This window comes from Mycolicibacterium llatzerense, from assembly GCF_025331195.1.
Taxonomy (GTDB): domain Bacteria; phylum Actinomycetota; class Actinomycetes; order Mycobacteriales; family Mycobacteriaceae; genus Mycobacterium; species Mycobacterium llatzerense.
In genome coordinates, this window is the sequence record NZ_LXOV01000017.1 from 101953 (window position 1) to 119860 (window position 17908).

A 17908-nucleotide genomic window follows, 5' to 3' on the forward strand; every position below is an offset into this window, starting at 1 on the left:
GTCAGGCCATGACGCGGTGGAGCGGCTACGCAGGTAAGCGGTGTTTCGTGACGGGGGCGGCCAGCGGGATCGGCCGGGCGACCGTGCTCAAACTGGCTCAGCAGGGCGCGATCCTGTTCCTGACGGACCGCGACGCTTCGGGTCTGGAACAGACCGCCGCCGATGCCCGTGCGCTGGGCGGTGAGGTGGCCGAATGCCGTGCGCTCGACATCTCCGACTACGACGCCGTCGCGGCCTTTGCCGCCGACATCCACAGCCGGCACGAGGCCATGGATGTGGTGCTCAACATCGCCGGGATCTCGGCCTGGGGCACCGTCAGCACCCTGACCCATCAGCACTGGCGCTCGATGGTCGACGTCAACTTGATGGGGCCCATCCACGTCATCGAGACCATGGTTCCGCCCATGGTGGCCGCCGGCCGCGGCGGACGCCTGGCCAACGTGTCGTCGGCCGCGGGCATCGTCGCGTTGCCCTGGCATGCCGCCTACAGTGCCAGCAAGTACGGCCTGCGTGGCGTGAGCGAGGTGCTGCGCTTCGACCTGGCCCGGCACCGCATCGGGGTGTCGGTCGTGGTGCCCGGCGCGGTGAAAACGCCGCTGGTGCAGACGGTTCAGATCGCGGGCGTTGATCGCGACGATCCGCAGGTGCAGCGCTGGGTGGCCAGGTTCGCCGGGCATGCGGTGTCGCCGGAGCAGGCTGCGGACAAACTGCTGTCCGGGGTGGCCAAGAACCGGTTCATGATCTACACGTCGGCGGACATCCGGGCGCTGTATCTGTTCAAGCGGCTGGCATGGTGGCCTTACAGCGTGTCGATGCGTCAGGTGAACGTGTTGTTCACCCGGGCCCTGCGGCCCAAACGGGCTGAGCCCCAAAACCGCTGAGGGTCAGCGCTTTCCCCAGTCCCACGGGGGCGCGCTGATCATGGTCTGGCCGTCGACGTGGCTCTCGCCCCACTGCTTGACCAGTTCGACTTCGCTTGCGTCGCAACCGGCTAGCCGCTCGCGCAGCCTGGCCGAATGCGTCACCACGACGATCTGCGTCTTGCGCGCGGCTGCGGCGATCATGTCGGCGAGCGGGCCGACCAGATCGGGGTGTAGTGACGTCTCCGGCTCGTTGAGCACCATGAGCTGAGGCGGCTCGGGGGACAGCAGGGCGGCGCCCCAGAGCAGGAATCGCAGTGTGCCGTCGGACAATTCTGCCGACCGGAGCGGACGGAGCATGCCGCGCTGGTGCAGCTGCAGTTCGAACAGCCCGCCGTCGGAGCTCACCGATATCTCGGCGCCGTCGAACGCGTCCCCGACCGCCCGTGACAGATCGTCGAACCCGGCCTCGAGGATGGTTTGCACGGCGGCTGCCAGGTCGCTGCCGTCATCGCTGAGCACCGGGGTGCGGGTACCGACCTGGCGGCGGCGGGCCGGCGCGTCTCGGTCGACCCGGAAGCCGTCGTAGAAGCGCCAGTCGCGCAAGCGATCCCGAACCGCGGCCAGCTCGGGCAGTGCCTCCGGGTTCGCGTACTCGGCGAGGACGCTACGGTAGCTGGGCAGGGCACGGGTCAGCTCGTCGAAACCGCGGCCCGAATCGGAGGCCACTTCGGCGTAGGTCCGGGTACGGCGGACCAAGGAACTGCTCGGCCGGGGAGACGGCCCCGCGAACACCGTCTCCCGCTTGATCTCCGGGTCTTGCCCGAACATCGAGTTGTGGCCCGGGTCCTGCGGCAGCCCGAGATCGATGAAGTAACCGAAATCAGTTGCCGCGAAGCCGAGTTCGAGTGACACGGGCCGGGTCCGGCCGGTGCCCTCGGTGGCGCCGGTCCGGCGGGCCCCACTGGTGTTCTCCGGGCCGGCCCACAGCACCGACTGCAACCCGCCTTCGCGGGCCAGGGATCCGATGACCTCACCGCGACCGCAGTCGGCCAGCAATCCCAGCGCCCGGTAAACCGACGACTTGCCCGTGCCGTTGGCTCCGGTCACCACGGTCAATTCCGAGAGGGGTAGCACGATCTCGCGCAGCGACCGGTAGCCCCGGATGGCGATGGTGGTGAGCACTGCTACGGCATCTCCAGTTCCAGGCGTACTCCGAGCAGCCGCACCGGCCGGTCCAGCTCGAACTCGTGCAGCAGATCGATGGCGGTCTGGGTGATGGCATCCAGATCGGTACCGGCGACCGGCAACTTGCGAATCTTGGTGCGGGTGAAGAACGTCTTGGTGCGCAGGGTCACCGCGACCCGGGTTACCTGCCGACCCTGCTCGACGATTTCATCCAGAGTGCGCCGAGCCAGTTCCATGACAGCAGCTTCCATCTCGGCGGTGTCTGTGAGGTCCTGCGGGAACGTCACCACATGACTGCGCGAGCGCGGCACCCACGGCTCGGCCGTCACGGTGCTGTCGCCACCGCCCTTGGCCAGCAACAGAATCCACAGTCCCGTCGTCGGGCCGAAGGTCGAGGTGAGCAGCTCCGCATCGGTACGGGCCAGCTCTGCGACGGTGGTGATGTCGAGCTCGGCAAGCTTTTTCGCGGTCTTGGGGCCGACGCCCCAGAGCGCGTCGACCGGACGGTCGCCCATCACCGTCATCCAGTTCTCGGCCGAGAGGGCGAAAACCCCGGCCGGCTTGCCGAATCCGGTGGCGACCTTGGCGCGCTGCTTGTTGTCACTGATCCCGACGCTGCACGACAGCCCGGTCTCGGCGGCGATCACGGCGCGAATCTTCTCGGCGAGCTCGAACGGATCAGCCACGGACGCACCGACATACGCCTCGTCCCAGCCCCACACCTCGACCGGATGGCCGAGGTCGCGCAGCAGGCCCATCACCTGTTCGGAGGCTTCGTCATACGCGGGCGCGTCGGAGGGCAGGAACACGGCCTCCGGACACTTGCGGGCCGCGGTGCGCAGCGGCATCCCGGCGTGGACGCCGAATTCCCTTGCCTCGTAGGAGGCGCAGGTGACGACCTTGCGGGGTTCGGTGGGGTCGCCGCTACCACCCACGATGACCGGCTGCCCGACCAGCTCAGGGTGCCGGCGCAGTTCGACGGAAGCCAGGAACTGGTCGAGATCGACGTGCAGCACCCACGTCATCTCAGTGCCCACAAAGCTTGTGCGCCACGCTTTCCCACGCAGCGCCCTGCGCCTGCAGGCTGTGGCCGAGATCGTCGTGCTGGTGGCTCACGTAGTCGGCTTCGAGCAGGGCCAGCAGGGCATCGGTCTGGGCATTCAGGTTCCCCGTGGTGCCGGCGGAGTTCAGCAGCATCCGGACGTGGGTGCGGTGGACGGCGGCAGCGGCCCCGAACCGGCTCTGCACATCGCGCCCCGCGTCGGACAGCAGCGCTCGGTGCTGCCAGACGAACTGGAGCCGGTCGCGGCCGTAGGCGATCAACCGTTCCAGTGGCGGTGCGCCGGGACCAAGCGGGGGTGGGCCGAACATCAGGGCGTTCTGCTCGACCTGCTCGTCCTCGTCGAGAAGCACGAGCATCAGGCCGGAGCGGCTGCCGAACCGGCGGAACAAGGTGCCCTTGCCGACGCCGGCCTCGACCGCGATGTCGTCCATCGTGACGGACTCGGCGCCGCGCTCGGCGATGAGTCGGCGGGCCGCGTCGAGCAGCAGGAGTCGGTTGCGCGCCGCGTCGCCGCGTTCGACCGGCGCCGCAGGGGTCATCGGCAGGCCGGCCATGGGCAGGTTCGTCGGCCGCAGCTGCGCCAACCCGTCGCTCATAATCGAACTTTAGCTCAGACGGAATTAATCGGACCACAGTCCGGTTGACTCATGCGAGGATCGGTTCGCCGGAACCGGCCACAGACACAAGCTAGGAGAAAGAAAATGGCAGAAACCAAGGTCCTGGTCCTGGTCGGCAGCCTCCGTGCGGCCTCGCTGAACCGGCAACTCGCCGAGGTCGCGGTCGAGTCGGCGGCCGACGGCGTGACGGTACGAGTGGCAGACGGCCTCGGCGACCTGCCGTTCTACAACGAAGACCTGGACAACGAGTCACTGCCCGAAGCGGTGGTCGCGCTGCGCCAGATCGCAGGCGACGCCGACGCCATCCTGGCCGTGACCCCGGAGTACAACGGCACCATTCCCGCCGTCTTGAAGAACGCGATCGACTGGCTGTCCCGCCCCTATGGCGCCGGTGCCGTCAGCGGCAAGCCGCTGGCCGTGATCGGTACCGCGCTCGGGCAGTACGGCGGCGTGTGGGCGCACGACGAGACGCGCAAGTCGTTCGGCATCGCCGGTGCGGATGTCGTGGACGTCAAGCTGTCGCTGCCGGCTTCGGCGTTCGACGGCAACCATCCGCGGGAGGCTGCCGAGGTTGTCGATGGCGTGCGCGGAGTGATCGCCAAGTTGGCCGCCGAGGTCGGCTGACCCGAGAACGCAAAAGGGCCGTCGGGGACAAACGGACTGACGACGAACTACGGTTTGGGGGTGGCCGGGAGAACAGGCAGCTAATGGCCGGTGGCGGGGACCGCAACGATGACGCGTTGACACAAGCGATGGCCGGAATCGGCACGCGACTGGACGCTCGCCTCACCGACATCACGCGCTCGGTCTCGGATCAGCTGGTGTCCGATATCGCCGAGCTGCGTGGCGAGGAACAGCTGCAGCAGATTCTGGGCGATTCGGTCGCCGCGAACATCGACGCGTTCTTCGCCGCAGCCCGGCACGGTATCTCGATCGACCTCGTGCACGCTCCGGCAGCGGCCATCGAACACGCGCTCCGGCTGGCGCAACGGGACATCTCGGCCAATGTGCTGGTCCGGTCCTACCGACTGGGCCAGCAGGCGGTGCTGAAAGCCGTGCTGGAGGAGATCCGGACGGCCGAACTCGATCCGCGACTGGCGTTGGACGTGTTCGACGCGATGTCGACGATCTCGTTCAACTACATCGACCGGATCTCGCAAGAGGTCGTCGAGGTCTATCAGCAGGCTCGGGAGAGCTGGCTGGAGAACCGAAACAGCGTGCGTATCAATGAGATTCGTGAACTACTCGCCGGTGGCGACGTCGACATCGATGCCGCGACGGTGGCGATCCGGTACCCGCTGCAGCGCACCCACCTCGCGGTGGTCTTGTGGTGCGACGACTCCGAGGATCGACTGGCCGAGATGGAGCGCCTGGTCCAGCAGTTCGCCGCATCGATCGGCGCGGCAGATTCTCCACTGTTCATCTCGGTCGATCGGGCCACGGCCTGGGCCTGGGTCGCGGTGCCCGCGGCAGTCATGGATGAGGCGGTGACGTGGCTGGGCAGCCTGGTGCCGGCCGAGGGCCCGTACGTGGCGGTCGGCACCCCGCAGTCCGGCGTCGCCGGCTTTCGGCTGTCACACCGGCAGGCCGAAGACGCCCGAATCGTCGCCGTGGCGTCGGGACCGCAGCGGCGGCGGTTCACCGCGTTCGGTCACCGCGGTGTGGCGCTCGCGGCGCTGTTGGGGTCGAACGTCGATGCGCTGTCGGCGTGGGCCACGGAAGTGCTTGGCCCACTGGCCTGTTCGACGGTCAGCGACCGGCGCCTCCGGGAGACGCTGCAGGCCTTCCTGAAGGCGGGCGGCAGCAACAAGGCCGCGGCCGAGGAGTTGCATCTGCACACGAACTCGGTGAAGTACCGGGTGCAGCGCGCGATCGAACGGCGCGGCAGGCCCATCGAGGACGACCGGCTCGACGTGGAGGTCGCCCTGCTGCTGTGCAGCCAGTTCGGCGACCGAATGCTGGATCCGGCGGATGACGGCGGCTAAGAGCGGATGAAGTCGGTGCCCACCTCCCCGGCATGTAACCCCGGTGGCTATCTACTTGTCGAAGTGGACCCGGGGTGTGCCGGGCCGCACCGATGAGACGGGGCCAATGTGTCTGCACAGCGTGACCCTGTGCACCGACCCCCGCTGCGCGTGGTCTCGTCGGACTCCCGGTATCCCGACTGGGAATCCGTCTATCAGGACAACGCGCGGTGGGTGTACCGCACGATCTACGCGCGGGTCGGCAATCAGGCCGACGCCGAGGACCTCACCGCCGAGGTGTTCCTCGCCGCGTTGCGGCCGTTGCGGCTGACGGCGAGTGCCGCCGAGGTGCGGTCTTATCTGCGGAGTACCGCGCGCACGGTGCTCGCCGCGCACTGGCGCGAGACGATGGGTCGGGAGATCACCGTGATCGACCTGGATATCGAGGCGCCGCCGGAAGCGGAACCGTCGATCAGCACCGCGCCGGACCGCGTCGCCGCGGTGTTGGAGGCCTTGCCGGACAACTATCGACGCATACTGGAGCTGCGATTTCTCCAGACCAGGTCGATCAAGGAATCAGCAGCGGAGCTCGGTGTCAGCGTCGCCAACGCAAAGGTGTTGCAACACCGGGCATTACGGCTGGCGGCACAGATCAACGAGAAGGGCGAGCCATGAACGCGCGGGGGTTGCGTCGGTACCTCGACGATCTGCTGCGCGGGCGCAAGCCGTCCGGGTTCAAGCCCGACGACTTCGATGCGGCGCAGATGCGGATGGCGATCGACCTGCAGGGGGCCCAGCCCGGTGCCGACGAGCCGCGTCCGGAATTCCTCGCCGATCTGCAGGGTCGGCTGGCTGGGCAATTCGACGGCGACGACGCGGCGGCGACGCAGCCCAGCCGGCTGCGTGCCAACCGTCGTCAGGTGATCGTCGGGACATCGGCGGCCGCGAGCGCCGCGGTCGCGGCGGTGGCCGTCGACCGGACTTTGGTGGGGCGCACTGGGCCGACGAATCCGGACACCGCGAGCCAGGAGATGGTGCCGTCCGCGGGCAGCTGGCAGAAGGTCGCCGACAGCTCCGATGTGTCGGAGGGGGCGGTGCATCCGTTCGACCTGGGCTCGGTTGTGGGGTTCGTGCGCAGGGTCGACGGGAACGTGCAGGGCATCTCGGGTGTCTGCACGCACCAGGGCTGCCGGCTCTGGTTCGACGGACCGGACGACCGGCTGCGCTGCCCGTGCCATTCCACGTCGTTCGCCACCGATGGGCACGTCCTGACCCATCAGCTGCCGATCGCGCCAAAACCCCTGCCGAAGTTCGACGTTCGCGAGGTCGGCGGCGTCATCGAGGTGTTCGCGCCGACTCCTCCGAGTCAGCCGGCCTGAGGCGTGTAACCCGCCACCGTATCTGTTGGTAAGGGTGCGCAGGCGCACCCGTTCCCGACGACTACGGAGGTTCCCGTCGTGTCGCGACGATCTCTGGTTGCGCTCTCCGGCGCAGTCCTGCTCCTGGCTGCATGCAGCTCGACGGCACCGCAGCAAAGTGCTTCCCCCACAGCTGTTTTCAGCTCCGACGTGAGTGGGACGCCGGGCATGAGCGGACCCGGCAACGGCTCCGGACCCACGATGGGCTCGATGGGGTCGATGACCATGGCCCCGCCCGAACCCGGCCACCAGGCGCCGGCCCCGGCGGGGCCGAACGCCGTCAACATCGACAACTTCGCCTTCGCTCCCGACACCCTGACGGTGCCGGCCGGAACGACGGTGACCTGGACCAACCACGACGAAGACCCGCACAACGTCGTCGCCGAAGGTGGTCAGTTCCGCTCTCCGACAATGGGTTCCGGGGCCACCTTCAGCTACGTCTTCGCGGCGCCCGGCACGTTCACGTACGTGTGCGGGATTCATCCCTTCATGCACGGGACGGTGGTGGTCCGATGAATGACTCGGCAACCGGCGACCCGCAGCAGATGAACCGTCGTCAATTGCTCCGGCACACCGCGTGGTTCGGCGCCGCAGTCGGGTTGTCGGTGGTCGGTGGGGAAGTGCTGTCGCACGTCGCGGGCAACTCATCCGGCCCGGCGCAGCAGCCCACGTTGCGCTTCGCGCAGGTCAGCGACAGCCACATCGGCTTCACGGGTGCCGCCAACACCGATGTCGCGGGCTCGTTCACCCATGCCATCGACACCATCAACAACCTGGGCTACACGCCGGATTTCGTGATCCACACCGGCGACCTGACGCATCTGGCCACCCCGGAGCAGTTCGATCAGGTCCGGCAGATGATGACCGGGCTGCGGACCCCGCACGTGTTCACCGTTCCGGGCGAACATGATTCGGCCGACGACGCCGGGGCCAAGTACCGCAAGACCTTCGGGGCGGGGACCCGCGGCGACGGTTGGTACAGCTTCGACATCGCCGGGGTGCATGTGATCGCGCTGGTGAATACGCTGAACCTGAAGAAGCTCGGGCACCTCGGCGTCGATCAGCTCGAGTTCGTGGAGAAGGACGTCGCCTCGCTGTCGAGTGATACGCCGGTCGTGGTGTTCAGCCACATCCCGCTGTTCGCGATGTACCCCGATTGGGGCTGGGGGACCGACGACTCCGCGCAGGCATTGAGCTACCTGAAGCGGTTCGCGTCGGTGACCTGCCTCAACGGCCATGTGCACCAGGTGTTTTCCAAGACCGAAGGCAACATCACCTTCCACAGCGGGACCACCACGGCCTATCCGCTGCCGCATCCCGGGGACGGTCCGGCGCCGAAACCGCTGACGCTGCCGGCCGGCAAACTGCACGACGCACTCGGTATCCGTGAGGTCAGCTACCAGACCGGCCGGCACACGCTCGCGCTCAAGGAACGGACCCTGCTGTGACTCTCATCTACCGTCTCGTGATCGCAGCGGCCATGCTGGCGAGCGGCGCGCTGCACGCATACCTCTATCTGCACGGGTACCGGCATATCCCCACGGTCGGCACCGGCTTCCTGGTGCAGGCGTCGGTGTTCTGTGCCGTCGGGGCATTGCTGGCGGTGGGTGCTCCGCGGTGGTTCGGCTGGGCGTCGGGCCTGCTGTCAGCGGGGGCGCTGGCGGCCTTCGGCATGTCGCGGACGGTCGGATTGTTCGGATTCGTGGAGACGGGCCTCGAGCCAGTACCGTATGCAGTCCTCAGTGTGGTCGCCGAAGCGGTGGCCGTACTGGCGGCAGGGGTGTGGGCGGTGCGTGCCACGCGGGGGTGATAGTCGCATTTGTCACGTCCGTCACGGCTGTACCACAGCTGTGGCGTCTGTCGCGCGGAAATCGGCGTAGCTGGCGACTTCCGTCGGGCAGGGCCCGGCGTGTCGCAGGCGGCGCGTCGCCGCAACTTGTCGGTGGCTGGTGATAAACCGGTAGTTGGAGCGCGACACGCCCCCGGGTGTGATGTGCGACACGCCGAGAGAGTGTCTCGGTATCGGCCTTACGACCTGGGAATTTCACGAATGTTGTTCAGAACATCTTGTATCTGTTCGGTTTGTCGCCCACTAGGTGTAGTGTTTGACGGACCGACAGGCCCCAACGAATTGAGGGTCGGCCGGGGCCGGAAAATCAGTCGGGCGGGGATTCTCAGGGATTCTCGGACGTACTGGCGGAGCGGCTCAGGACGACCGGAGATGCGGGAATTTCAGGGATTGCCGGGCCGCTGATCCAGATGGGGATATCAGCGGAAAGCGATAACCCGTCAGTTGCCAGCCATGTTCAGTTCAGCTTCCAGGCCTTCGAAGAGGAGTCGTACCGAGATGACCGTCACCGTGTACACCAAGCCGGCATGTGTGCAGTGCAACGCCACCTACAAGGCGCTGGACAAGGCGGGCATCGCTTACGAGAAGGTCGACATCAGCATTGATGACGAAGCCCGTGAGTACGTGCTGGCGCTCGGCTACCTGCAGGCCCCGGTCGTGGTGACCGACAGCGAGCACTGGTCGGGCTTCCGCCCCGACCGGATCAAGGCGCTCAGCACCGTGGCGGTCACCGCCTAGCAACCAACCAACCGGGGGAGGAGAAGGAACAGTGAGCAATCTCGTCTACTTCTCCAGCGTGTCGGAGAACACCCACCGCTTCGTCCAGAAGCTGGGCGTCCCGGCCACTCGCATCCCCCTGCATGGCCGCATCGAGGTCGACGAACCCTACGTCCTGGTGCTGCCGACCTACGGCGGCGGGCGGGTCACCCCGGACATCAACGACGGTGGCTACGTACCGAAGCAGGTCATCGCCTTTCTCAACAATGAACACAACAGGTCGTTGATCCGCGGCGTTATCGCCGCGGGCAACAACAACTTTGGTGCTGAATTCGCCTACGCGGGCAATGTGGTCTCCCGTAAGTGCGGTGTTCCGTACCTCTACCGCCTTGAACTCATGGGAACCCCGGACGACGTCACTGCCGTTCGTGAGGGTCTGGAAGACTTCTGGAAGGAACTCTCGTGCCACCAACCGTCACAGCTGCAGAACCGGTAGCCGCCACCACGCACGCGCTGCCCGGTGAGAGCGACTACCACGCTCTCAACGCGATGCTCAACCTGTACGACGCGGACGGCAAGATCCAGTTCGACAAGGATGCGCTCGCGGCGCGGGAGTACTTCCTGCAGCACGTGAACCAGAACACGGTGTTCTTCCACAGCCAGGATGAGAAGCTCGATTACCTGATCGAGAAGGAGTACTACGAGCGCGAGGTGCTCGACCAGTACAGCCGCAACTTCGTCAAAGAGCTGCTGGACCGGGCCTTCGCCAAGAAGTTCCGTTTCCCAACGTTTTTGGGTGCGTTCAAGTACTACACCAGCTACACGCTGAAGACCTTCGACGGCAAGCGCTACCTCGAGCGCTTCGAGGACCGCGTCGTCATGGTGGCCCTCACGCTGGCCGCCGGTGACACCGAGCTGGCCGAGAAGCTGGTCGACGAGATCATCGACGGCCGGTTCCAGCCGGCCACCCCGACGTTCCTCAACTCGGGCAAGAAGCAGCGCGGCGAGCCCGTGTCGTGCTTCCTGCTGCGCATCGAGGACAACATGGAGTCCATCGGCCGCTCCATCAACTCGGCGCTGCAGCTGTCCAAGCGCGGCGGCGGAGTTGCGTTGCTGCTCAGCAACATTCGCGAGCACGGCGCGCCGATCAAGAACATCGAGAACCAGTCCTCGGGCGTCATCCCGATCATGAAGCTGCTGGAGGACTCGTTCTCCTACGCCAACCAGCTCGGTGCCCGTCAGGGCGCGGGTGCGGTGTACCTGCACGCGCACCATCCCGACATCTACCGCTTCCTCGACACCAAGCGTGAGAACGCCGACGAGAAGATCCGGATCAAGACCCTCTCGCTGGGTGTCGTCATCCCGGACATCACGTTCGAGCTGGCGAAGAAGAACGAGGACATGTACCTCTTCTCGCCGTACGACGTGGAGAAGGTCTACGGGGTGCCGTTCGCCGACGTCAACGTCACCGAGAAGTACTACGAGATGGTCGACAACGGCGCCATCCGGAAGACCAAGATCAAGGCCCGCGAGTTCTTCCAGACCCTCGCCGAGCTGCAGTTCGAGTCGGGCTACCCGTACATCATGTACGAGGACACGGTGAACCGGGCGAACCCGATCGCCGGCAAGATCACCCACTCCAACCTGTGCTCGGAGATCCTGCAGGTCTCCACCCCGTCGGAGTTCAACGAGGACCTGTCCTACGCCAAGGTGGGCAAGGACATCTCGTGCAACCTCGGGTCACTGAACATCGCGAAGGCCATGGATTCGCCGGACTTCGCGCAGACCATCGAGGTGTCGATCCGGGCGCTCACCGCGGTGTCGGATCAGACCCACATCTGGTCGGTGCCGTCGATCGAGCAGGGCAACAACGACTCTCACGCCATCGGCCTGGGCCAGATGAACCTGCACGGCTACCTGGCCCGCGAGCAGATTTACTACGGCTCCGACGAGGGCATCGACTTCACCAACATCTACTTCTACACGGTGCTGTTCCACGCACTGCGTGCCTCGAATCGCATTGCGATCGAACGCGGTTCGAAGTTCGGTGGGTTCGAGAAGTCGAAGTACGCCTCGGGTGAGTTCTTCGACAAGTACACCGAGCAGGCGTGGGAGCCGAAGACCGACAAGGTGCGCCAGCTCTTCGCCGACGCCGGCATTCACATTCCGACGCAGGACGATTGGCGTTCGCTGAAGGAGTCGGTGCAAGCGCACGGCATCTACAACCAGAACCTGCAGGCTGTTCCGCCGACGGGTTCGATCTCGTACATCAACCACTCGACGAGCTCGATCCACCCGGTCGCGTCGAAGATCGAGATCCGCAAGGAAGGCAAGATCGGCCGCGTCTACTACCCGGCGCCGTACCTCACCAACGACAACCTGGAGTACTACCAGGACGCGTACGAGATCGGCTACGAGAAGATCATCGACACGTACGCCGCCGCCACTCAGCATGTGGACCAAGGGCTTTCGTTGACGCTGTTCTTCAAGGACACCGCCAGTACCCGCGACGTCAACAAGGCGCAGATCTACGCCTGGCGCAAGGGCATCAAGACGCTGTACTACATCCGGCTGCGCCAGATGGCGTTGGAAGGCACGGCCGTGGAGAACTGCGTCAGTTGCATGTTGTGACGATTGGCTGCTGACGGCGATTCATGACTGCCAGAACTCCGACCGGAGGCCTGATCTATGGGGTCAGGCTCCGGTCGGAGTCTGTTTATCGCTATGTCGGCCTCACGACGAAAACCGCGCAGTTGCGGCTTCGGCAGCATCTGAAAGTCGCTTGGGCCGGGAGAAAGACGCCGTTCTATGACTGGTTGCGAAAGCAGCAGCGCGAAGATCTGATCGTGGACCCGCTGGACTGGACGGATGGACTCGACGAGCTTGGCGAGGCCGAGATTGCGTGGATATCCCTTCTTCGGCAGGAGGGGCATCCACTGCTGAACCTCGCGGACGGTGGACTCGGACCGACTGGCGTCGAATGGACCGCAGCGATGCGGGAAGCAGCGAGGATTCGATCGACTGGTCGTAGAGTTCCGAGCCGCTTTGGTGCCGAGAACCCGTTCTATCAACGCGAGCACTCAGCCGAGCAACGAGCGAAGTGGTCGGCCTCATGTAAAGGCACGAACGTTGGTGCTGACAATCCGAACTACGGGAAGTTTGGTGCTGACCACCCCAGCTTCGGTCATGTGATGTCGGAAGAGGCCAAGGCCAGGCTTTCAGACCAGCGGAAAGGCGCTGGCAACCCCAATTTTGGTCGAAGTGCGAGCGACGAAACACGCGCCAAAATGTCAGCGGTTCGAAAAGGGCGCCCTATGCCGTCGAGTCGGCGCAGTGCTCATACGCGCTATCACACGAATCGGGGAATCAAGAAAGACACCTGCCGGTACTGCATTGAAGACTCGAGTTGAGTTGAGCGGATCGCAGATTATCGACCGCAGCGGCCATCGTTACCCCACTGACCAACCTCGATGGCGCGGTGATGACGGCACCCCGCTGGTCTTCGAGGCGCTGCCAGGCATCGGCCGCGAGCAGATCGACACCGCGGTCAACTCCCAGTGGCGCTATCGCGCGGCTCTGCCAAATCCTTTGACGCACATCGAACCGGTGACCCTGGGTGAGGGGCGGACACCGTTGATCACCCGGACCTTCGACGGCATCGACATCGGCCTGAAAGTCGAGTCGATGAACCCCACCGGCAGTTTCAAGGATCGCGGCGTTGCCGTGATGACGACCGCCCTACGTCACCAGGGGATCGACCGGGCACTCGAGGATTCCAGCGGTAACGGAGGATCTTCCGTCGCCGCGTACTGTGCGGCGGCGGGCATCGAAGCTCACATCCTTGTGCCCGCGGCCACCTCGCCGAACAAGATCGTGCAGAGCCGACTGCACGGTGCCAACATCGAATTGGTCTCGGGTACCCGGCAGGAGGTGGCGGACGAGGCCGTGCGCCGGGCCGAAACATGTTTCTACGCAAGCCATAATTGGCACCCGTACTTCCTGCAAGGCATCAAACTGCTCGCCTACGAGATCTGGGAGGACCTCGGATTCCGTGCTCCCACCGCGGTTCTCGTTCCTGCCGGTGCCGGCAGTCTGGTCCTCGGCTGTGCTGTCGGATTTGGTGAACTGTACAGAGCCGGCGAGATAGACCGAATGCCGCGAATCCTCGTCAGCCAGCCGCAGAACTGCTGCCCGCTCGTCGCCGCCATCGAGCAGGGGCATGACGAGGTCGCCGAACAGCAATGGACGACGACCCTCGCCGAGGGCACAGCCATCGCGAAGCCGGTGCGCGATCGTGAAGTCCTGCAAGCGATCCGGGATACCGGTGGGGCGGCTGTCGCGGTCCCTGAGGACGAATTGCTGCCTGCGGTGGGTGAATTCGCCCGCACCGGGCTGTTCGTCGAACCCACCAGCGCGCAGGTCTTGCCGGCGCTGCGCCGGCTACGGGCAGCCGGCGAACTGAACGCCGCAGACACGATCGTGGCGGTCCTCACTGGATCAGGGCTGAAGGCCAGTCACCTGCTCACGCAGGGGAGTAGCGCTGGCGAGGGCGGCCGGTGGAGCCATACTGCAGGCCCATCGTGAGGGTGCCCGCCCGCACCAGATCCGCGAGGTAGCGCCGCGCGGTAGCCGGGGAGATGCCCACCAGCTGCGCGATCTCGTCCGCCAGCAGTGGTTCGCCCGCCTCGCGCAGCGCGTCCACGATCAGGCGCTCGGTCAGTGAGGCGCCATCGTCCTTCTTGGCGGCTGGCCGCTCGGACCGCAGCAGCGAGGCCGCCGAGTCCACTTGCTCCTGGGTCAGGTGTGGGCCCTCGAGGATCCGTCGATACGCCGTGTATGCGGCGAGGCGCCGCGCCAACTCGGTATTCGGAAACGGTTTGATGAGATATTGCAGGGCGCCCGCGGCGAACCCGGCCCGGATGTTCGCCGCATCGTCCGCGGCACCCAGGATGAACGCGTCGCAGTGCAAGCTACGCACCAGGTCGATGCCGGAGCCGTCCGGTAGGTAGACATCTACCAGCGCCAGGTCCACCGGTGCCTGCGCGGCGTCGGCGCGGGCCACGATGGCCGTGGCTTCCGCGACGGTCCGCGCCGAGCCGACCGTGACCAATCCGACCATCGAGTCCACCACCGAGGCGTGCAGCGCGGCGACCCGAAAGTCGTCGTCCACCACCAGGATTCGCAGGTCACGCGTCATCGCTCAGAACACCTCCCGGAATCGTGGCCAGCACTGTGGTCGGTTCGCCGTCGGTCCCGCCGCCGCGCACAGCGACGACGACGTCCCCGCCGTGCCCACGAGCCACTTGCCGTGCGATGGTCAGGCCCATACCGCGGCCGCCCGGCACCGTCGGGTCGAGGCGGGTGGTAACGCCATCCAGGAACGGGTCGTCGACGGTGAACCCGGCGCCGGTGTCGGTCACGACGATCACCAGATCGTGCCCGTCGCGCAGTAGATCGAGTTCCACGACCGGAGGCTGCGCATGCGAGGTGTCGGCCGCCGCGTCGATCGCGTTGTCGAGCAGGTTCCCGACCACTGTGGTGGTATCTACCGGGTGGGCGAGCGTGCCGACCAGCGCCGTCTCTTCGCCCACCCGCAGCACGACGCCGCGTTCGTGTGCACGTGCCGCCTTCGCGCCGACGAACGCCCGCAGATGCGGCTCGTCGAGGCGTTCGAGCCCCGGTACCGGGGCCACGCCGGCTTGTCCGGTGATCTCGTCCAGGTATCTCAGCGCCTCGGTGGTCCGGTCGTCGCGGAGCAGGCCCGCCACCACGTGCAGGCGGTTCGCCGATTCGTGGCGCTGCGCCCGCAACGCTGAGCTCATCGCTTGCACCGAGTCCAGCTCCCGGGTGAGCGCCTCGATGTCTGTGCGGTCTACGGCGGTCAGCACCGTGCCCAGATCGGTGCCGTCGCGGTGCACCCGCCGGGACGACACCAGCACCACACGTTCGTTGACGGCCGCGGCCACCGGCGCCGTCGTCGGCTCCGCCGCGATCGCGGATACGCGTGGGGTGAGGCCCAGATCGCCGAGCGGCGTCCCAGGTGCGGCGGTGATCCCGAGCAACTCCCGCGCACGCTCGTTGATCACCCGGGCTATGCCTTCCGCGTCGATCGCGATGACTCCCTCCGCGCCCGAATGCAGGACCGCGTCCTGCTCGCGGATCAGCTCGGCCATTTCCTCGGGTTCCAGGCTCAAGGTGAGGCGGCGCCACCGTCTGGTCAACAGAGCTGAGCCGATAGCCCCCACTGTCAGCGCAATCGCCACCAACGTGATCAGGAGCACCAGGGTGCGGTGGGTGGCCCGATTCACGGTGTCCATCGGCACTCCGACACTGACCAGGCCAACGACGGTGCCGTCCGGACCGCGGATCGGTGCCTTCGCGCGGACCGAATCGCCGAGCGTGCCCTGCTGCACGGTCAGTTCGGCCTCGCCACCGAGTACGGCGGACGGATCGGTGCTCAGGGGCCGATCCAGCAGCGTCGCGTCGGGATGTGCGATGCGATAGCCGGCGTCGTCGGCGATGACCACGAACAGCACCCCGGTACGGGCGGTGATGGCCGCGGCCTGCTGCTGCAGCGGGGCGGCAGCCAACTCGGCAGCGGGGGCGGGGTGCCCGGCCCGACGCGCCGCGGATTGGGCGGCAGCACCGGCGCGGACCTCCTGATCCGAGGCCACTGTCTCCGCGATGGCCTGGGCGCGGCGCGCAAATTCGGTTCGGGTCTGCGTATCGGTGCGGTGGATGATGATGCCGAAACCGGCGGCCAGGCTGGCGGTCACGATCACCATCTGCAGGATCAGGATCTGCGTGCGTAATCGGATCCTCGGCATGATGGTCGAGGCTATCCCCGCCGGCGACGGCTCGGCCGCGGATCGGCGCGTCAGAGCGGTATCTGGCCGAGTGCGACGCCCACCACCAGCATGGTCAGCGAGACCACCGCCGCGCGCCACAACACCTTCTTGTGATGATCGGCCAGGCCCACGCCGGCGAGCGCGACCAGTAGCAGGATCGCCGGGACGAGCGGGCTTTGCATATGGAACGTCTGCCCGGTGATCGAGGCCCGCGCCATCTCGGCAGCGCTGATCCCGTAGTGACTAGCGGTCTCCGAGAGCACCGGCAGGACGCCGAAGTAGAAGGCGTCGTTGGACATCAGGAACGTGAACGGGATGGACAGCACACCGGTGATCACGCCGAGGTGCGGGCCCATCGACTCAGGGATGATGCCGGTGACCCAGGTGGCCACCGCTTCCACCATGCCGGTGCCCTTGAATACTCCGGTCAGCACAGCTGCGGCGAGCACCATGCCCACTACCGACACGATCGACGACGAATGCCGGGTGATCGCGGCCTGTTGCTCGGCCACCTGCGGGAAGTTCACCATGAGGGCCACCGCGGCGGCGATCATGAACAGCACCGGGATCGGCAGGATGTCCATGGTGAGCACCGCGAGCAGCGTGACGGTGATTGCCGCGTTGAACCACAGCAGTTTCGGTCGGGCGAACTCGCCGGAGATCGCGCCCGAGTCGTCGGCGGCACCCTCGAATGCGTCGCCGACGCTGAAGCCCGTTGGTTCCAGGCCGCCACCGACGCCGGCGAGGACCCGCTCGCGAACCACGATCGAGCCGATCCGTTTGCGCTCCATCAGTCCCAGGTGCCACGCGAAGACCAGCACGATGAACATGCCGGCGATCAGCGACGGGATCATCGGGACGAACACCTCGGACGGAGAGATCTTCAGTGCGGCCGCCGCGCGCGCAGTCGGGCCGCCCCACGGCAGGATGTTCATCGTGCCGTTCGCCAACCCGGCAACCACGGTGAGCACCACCGGGCTCACACCCAGCTTCAGATACAGGGGGAGTAGCGCGGACACCGTGACGATGTAGGTGGTCGAACCGTCACCGTCGAGCGAGACAACCGCCGCCAGCACCGCGGTGCCGATCACCAGTCGCGCCGGATCGCGATCCACCATTCGGATCACGGTGCGCACGACCGGATCGAACAGTCCGACATCGATCATGATCCCGAAGAACACGATCGCGAAGAACAACATCGCGGCGGTGGGCGCCAGGTCCTTGATGCCGTCGGTGATCATCTTCCCGATCCCGGTGCCCGCCCCAGCCAGCAGGCCGAAGGTCACCGGAACCGCGATCAACGCCACGATGGGCGTGGCGCGCTTGGTCATGATGACGACCATGAAGGCGGCGACCATGGTCAGGCCGAGAACAACCAACATCA

At 66.2% G+C, this 17908-nt stretch carries 19 protein-coding genes; 13 read left to right on the forward strand and 6 right to left on the reverse strand.

The annotated features are described in order from the left end of the window. Positions 1-8: 8 nt before the first annotated feature. Positions 9-881, forward strand: a complete 873-nt coding sequence (locus A7G45_RS28165) for an SDR family oxidoreductase (RefSeq protein WP_043395121.1) — start codon at positions 9-11, stop codon at positions 879-881. A gap of 3 nt (positions 882-884) precedes the next feature. On the opposite strand, the gene A7G45_RS28170 is transcribed toward A7G45_RS28165, so the two are convergent. The 3 genes from A7G45_RS28170 to A7G45_RS28180 are packed head-to-tail and all read right to left on the reverse strand — an operon-like array spanning position 885 to position 3707. Next, positions 885-2045 (reverse strand): AAA family ATPase, encoded by a 1161-nt coding sequence (locus tag A7G45_RS28170; protein ID WP_043395123.1) that lies wholly within the window; start codon positions 2043-2045, stop codon positions 885-887. A gap of 2 nt (positions 2046-2047) precedes the next feature. After that, positions 2048-3073 (reverse strand): DNA polymerase IV, encoded by a 1026-nt coding sequence (locus tag A7G45_RS28175; protein ID WP_043395125.1) that lies wholly within the window; start codon positions 3071-3073, stop codon positions 2048-2050. A gap of 1 nt (position 3074) precedes the next feature. After that, on the reverse strand, positions 3075-3707 hold the full coding sequence (locus tag A7G45_RS28180) for a TetR/AcrR family transcriptional regulator (protein ID WP_110797163.1): 633 nt from the start codon (positions 3705-3707) through the stop codon (positions 3075-3077). Positions 3708-3812: 105 nt separating this feature from the next. Between A7G45_RS28180 and A7G45_RS28185 the strand changes: the two genes are divergently transcribed. The 12 genes from A7G45_RS28185 (at position 3813) to A7G45_RS28240 (ending at position 14260) form a co-directional block, all read left to right on the forward strand. Next, positions 3813-4352 carry an NADPH-dependent FMN reductase gene (locus A7G45_RS28185; protein WP_043987594.1) on the forward strand — a complete coding sequence of 180 codons (540 nt, stop codon included), beginning with the start codon at positions 3813-3815 and terminating at the stop codon, positions 4350-4352. Between the two features lie 116 nt (positions 4353-4468). After that, positions 4469-5713: a PucR family transcriptional regulator gene (locus tag A7G45_RS28190; protein WP_234711527.1), complete on the forward strand. Its 1245-nt coding sequence runs from the start codon at positions 4469-4471 to the stop codon at positions 5711-5713. 108 nt (positions 5714-5821) lie between these two features. Further along, complete coding sequence (locus A7G45_RS28195) at positions 5822-6367, forward strand: RNA polymerase sigma factor (RefSeq protein ID WP_043987592.1); 546 nt, start codon at positions 5822-5824, stop codon at positions 6365-6367. Continuing rightward, a complete protein-coding gene (locus A7G45_RS28200; protein ID WP_260941775.1) occupies positions 6364-7071 on the forward strand; it encodes a Rieske (2Fe-2S) protein in 708 nt (235 codons plus the stop codon). The genes A7G45_RS28195 and A7G45_RS28200 overlap by 4 nt, the downstream gene beginning before the upstream one ends. A gap of 117 nt (positions 7072-7188) precedes the next feature. Continuing rightward, positions 7189-7626: a cupredoxin domain-containing protein gene (locus tag A7G45_RS28205; RefSeq protein WP_407667550.1), complete on the forward strand. Its 438-nt coding sequence runs from the start codon at positions 7189-7191 to the stop codon at positions 7624-7626. Next, the gene (locus tag A7G45_RS28210; protein WP_260941777.1) at positions 7623-8558 is read left to right on the forward strand and encodes a metallophosphoesterase family protein; all 936 of its coding nucleotides are present in this window, start codon (positions 7623-7625) and stop codon (positions 8556-8558) included. The genes A7G45_RS28205 and A7G45_RS28210 overlap by 4 nt, the downstream gene beginning before the upstream one ends. A 32-nt stretch (positions 8559-8590) precedes the next feature. Continuing rightward, positions 8591-8920, forward strand: coding sequence for a hypothetical protein (locus tag A7G45_RS28215; RefSeq protein WP_276555798.1), 330 nt, complete (start codon positions 8591-8593; stop codon positions 8918-8920). Positions 8921-9457: 537 nt separating this feature from the next. Beyond that, positions 9458-9697, forward strand: a complete 240-nt coding sequence (gene nrdH, locus A7G45_RS28220) for a glutaredoxin-like protein NrdH (protein WP_020104016.1) — start codon at positions 9458-9460, stop codon at positions 9695-9697. Positions 9698-9728: 31 nt separating this feature from the next. Then, positions 9729-10172: a class Ib ribonucleoside-diphosphate reductase assembly flavoprotein NrdI gene (gene nrdI, locus A7G45_RS28225; RefSeq protein WP_071287773.1), complete on the forward strand. Its 444-nt coding sequence runs from the start codon at positions 9729-9731 to the stop codon at positions 10170-10172. Beyond that, a complete protein-coding gene (nrdE, locus tag A7G45_RS28230; protein ID WP_260941791.1) occupies positions 10139-12307 on the forward strand; it encodes a class 1b ribonucleoside-diphosphate reductase subunit alpha in 2169 nt (722 codons plus the stop codon). The genes nrdI and nrdE overlap by 34 nt, the downstream gene beginning before the upstream one ends. A 23-nt stretch (positions 12308-12330) precedes the next feature. Next, positions 12331-13086 (forward strand): NUMOD3 domain-containing DNA-binding protein, encoded by a 756-nt coding sequence (locus tag A7G45_RS28235; RefSeq protein WP_260941793.1) that lies wholly within the window; start codon positions 12331-12333, stop codon positions 13084-13086. A 1-nt stretch (position 13087) separates the two neighbouring features. Then, positions 13088-14260 (forward strand): threonine synthase, encoded by a 1173-nt coding sequence (locus tag A7G45_RS28240; protein WP_260941795.1) that lies wholly within the window; start codon positions 13088-13090, stop codon positions 14258-14260. Here the strand turns inward: A7G45_RS28240 and A7G45_RS28245 are convergent. The 3 genes from A7G45_RS28245 to A7G45_RS28255 are packed head-to-tail and all read right to left on the reverse strand — an operon-like array spanning position 14199 to position 17906. Further along, on the reverse strand, positions 14199-14873 hold the full coding sequence (locus tag A7G45_RS28245; protein WP_260941797.1) for a response regulator: 675 nt from the start codon (positions 14871-14873) through the stop codon (positions 14199-14201). The genes A7G45_RS28240 and A7G45_RS28245 overlap by 62 nt on opposite strands. Beyond that, entirely contained in the window at positions 14863-16503 is a 1641-nt protein-coding gene (locus A7G45_RS28250) for a sensor histidine kinase (protein ID WP_260941800.1), read from the reverse strand. The genes A7G45_RS28245 and A7G45_RS28250 overlap by 11 nt, the downstream gene beginning before the upstream one ends. Positions 16504-16553: 50 nt before the next feature. Next, the gene (locus A7G45_RS28255; protein WP_260941802.1) at positions 16554-17906 is read right to left on the reverse strand and encodes a CitMHS family transporter; all 1353 of its coding nucleotides are present in this window, start codon (positions 17904-17906) and stop codon (positions 16554-16556) included. Positions 17907-17908 lie beyond the last annotated feature (2 nt).

Excerpts from the sequence above, each read along its gene's own strand:
- A7G45_RS28245 (WP_260941797.1), bottom strand. The coding sequence starts at position 14,873 with ATGACGCGTGACCTGCGAATCCTGGTGGTGGACGACGACTTTCGGGTC.
- A7G45_RS28210 (WP_260941777.1), top strand. The coding sequence starts at position 7,623 with ATGAATGACTCGGCAACCGGCGACCCGCAGCAGATGAACCGTCGTCAA.
- A7G45_RS28235 (WP_260941793.1), top strand. The coding sequence starts at position 12,331 with ATGACTGCCAGAACTCCGACCGGAGGCCTGATCTATGGGGTCAGGCTC.
- A7G45_RS28180 (WP_110797163.1), bottom strand. The coding sequence starts at position 3,707 with ATGAGCGACGGGTTGGCGCAGCTGCGGCCGACGAACCTGCCCATGGCC.
- A7G45_RS28175 (WP_043395125.1), bottom strand. The coding sequence starts at position 3,073 with ATGACGTGGGTGCTGCACGTCGATCTCGACCAGTTCCTGGCTTCCGTC.
- nrdH (WP_020104016.1), top strand. The coding sequence starts at position 9,458 with ATGACCGTCACCGTGTACACCAAGCCGGCATGTGTGCAGTGCAACGCC.
- A7G45_RS28250 (WP_260941800.1), bottom strand. The coding sequence starts at position 16,503 with ATGCCGAGGATCCGATTACGCACGCAGATCCTGATCCTGCAGATGGTG.
- A7G45_RS28165 (WP_043395121.1), top strand. The coding sequence starts at position 9 with ATGACGCGGTGGAGCGGCTACGCAGGTAAGCGGTGTTTCGTGACGGGG.
- A7G45_RS28200 (WP_260941775.1), top strand. The coding sequence starts at position 6,364 with ATGAACGCGCGGGGGTTGCGTCGGTACCTCGACGATCTGCTGCGCGGG.
- A7G45_RS28255 (WP_260941802.1), bottom strand. The coding sequence starts at position 17,906 with ATGTTGGTTGTTCTCGGCCTGACCATGGTCGCCGCCTTCATGGTCGTC.
- A7G45_RS28185 (WP_043987594.1), top strand. The coding sequence starts at position 3,813 with ATGGCAGAAACCAAGGTCCTGGTCCTGGTCGGCAGCCTCCGTGCGGCC.
- A7G45_RS28215 (WP_276555798.1), top strand. The coding sequence starts at position 8,591 with ATGCTGGCGAGCGGCGCGCTGCACGCATACCTCTATCTGCACGGGTAC.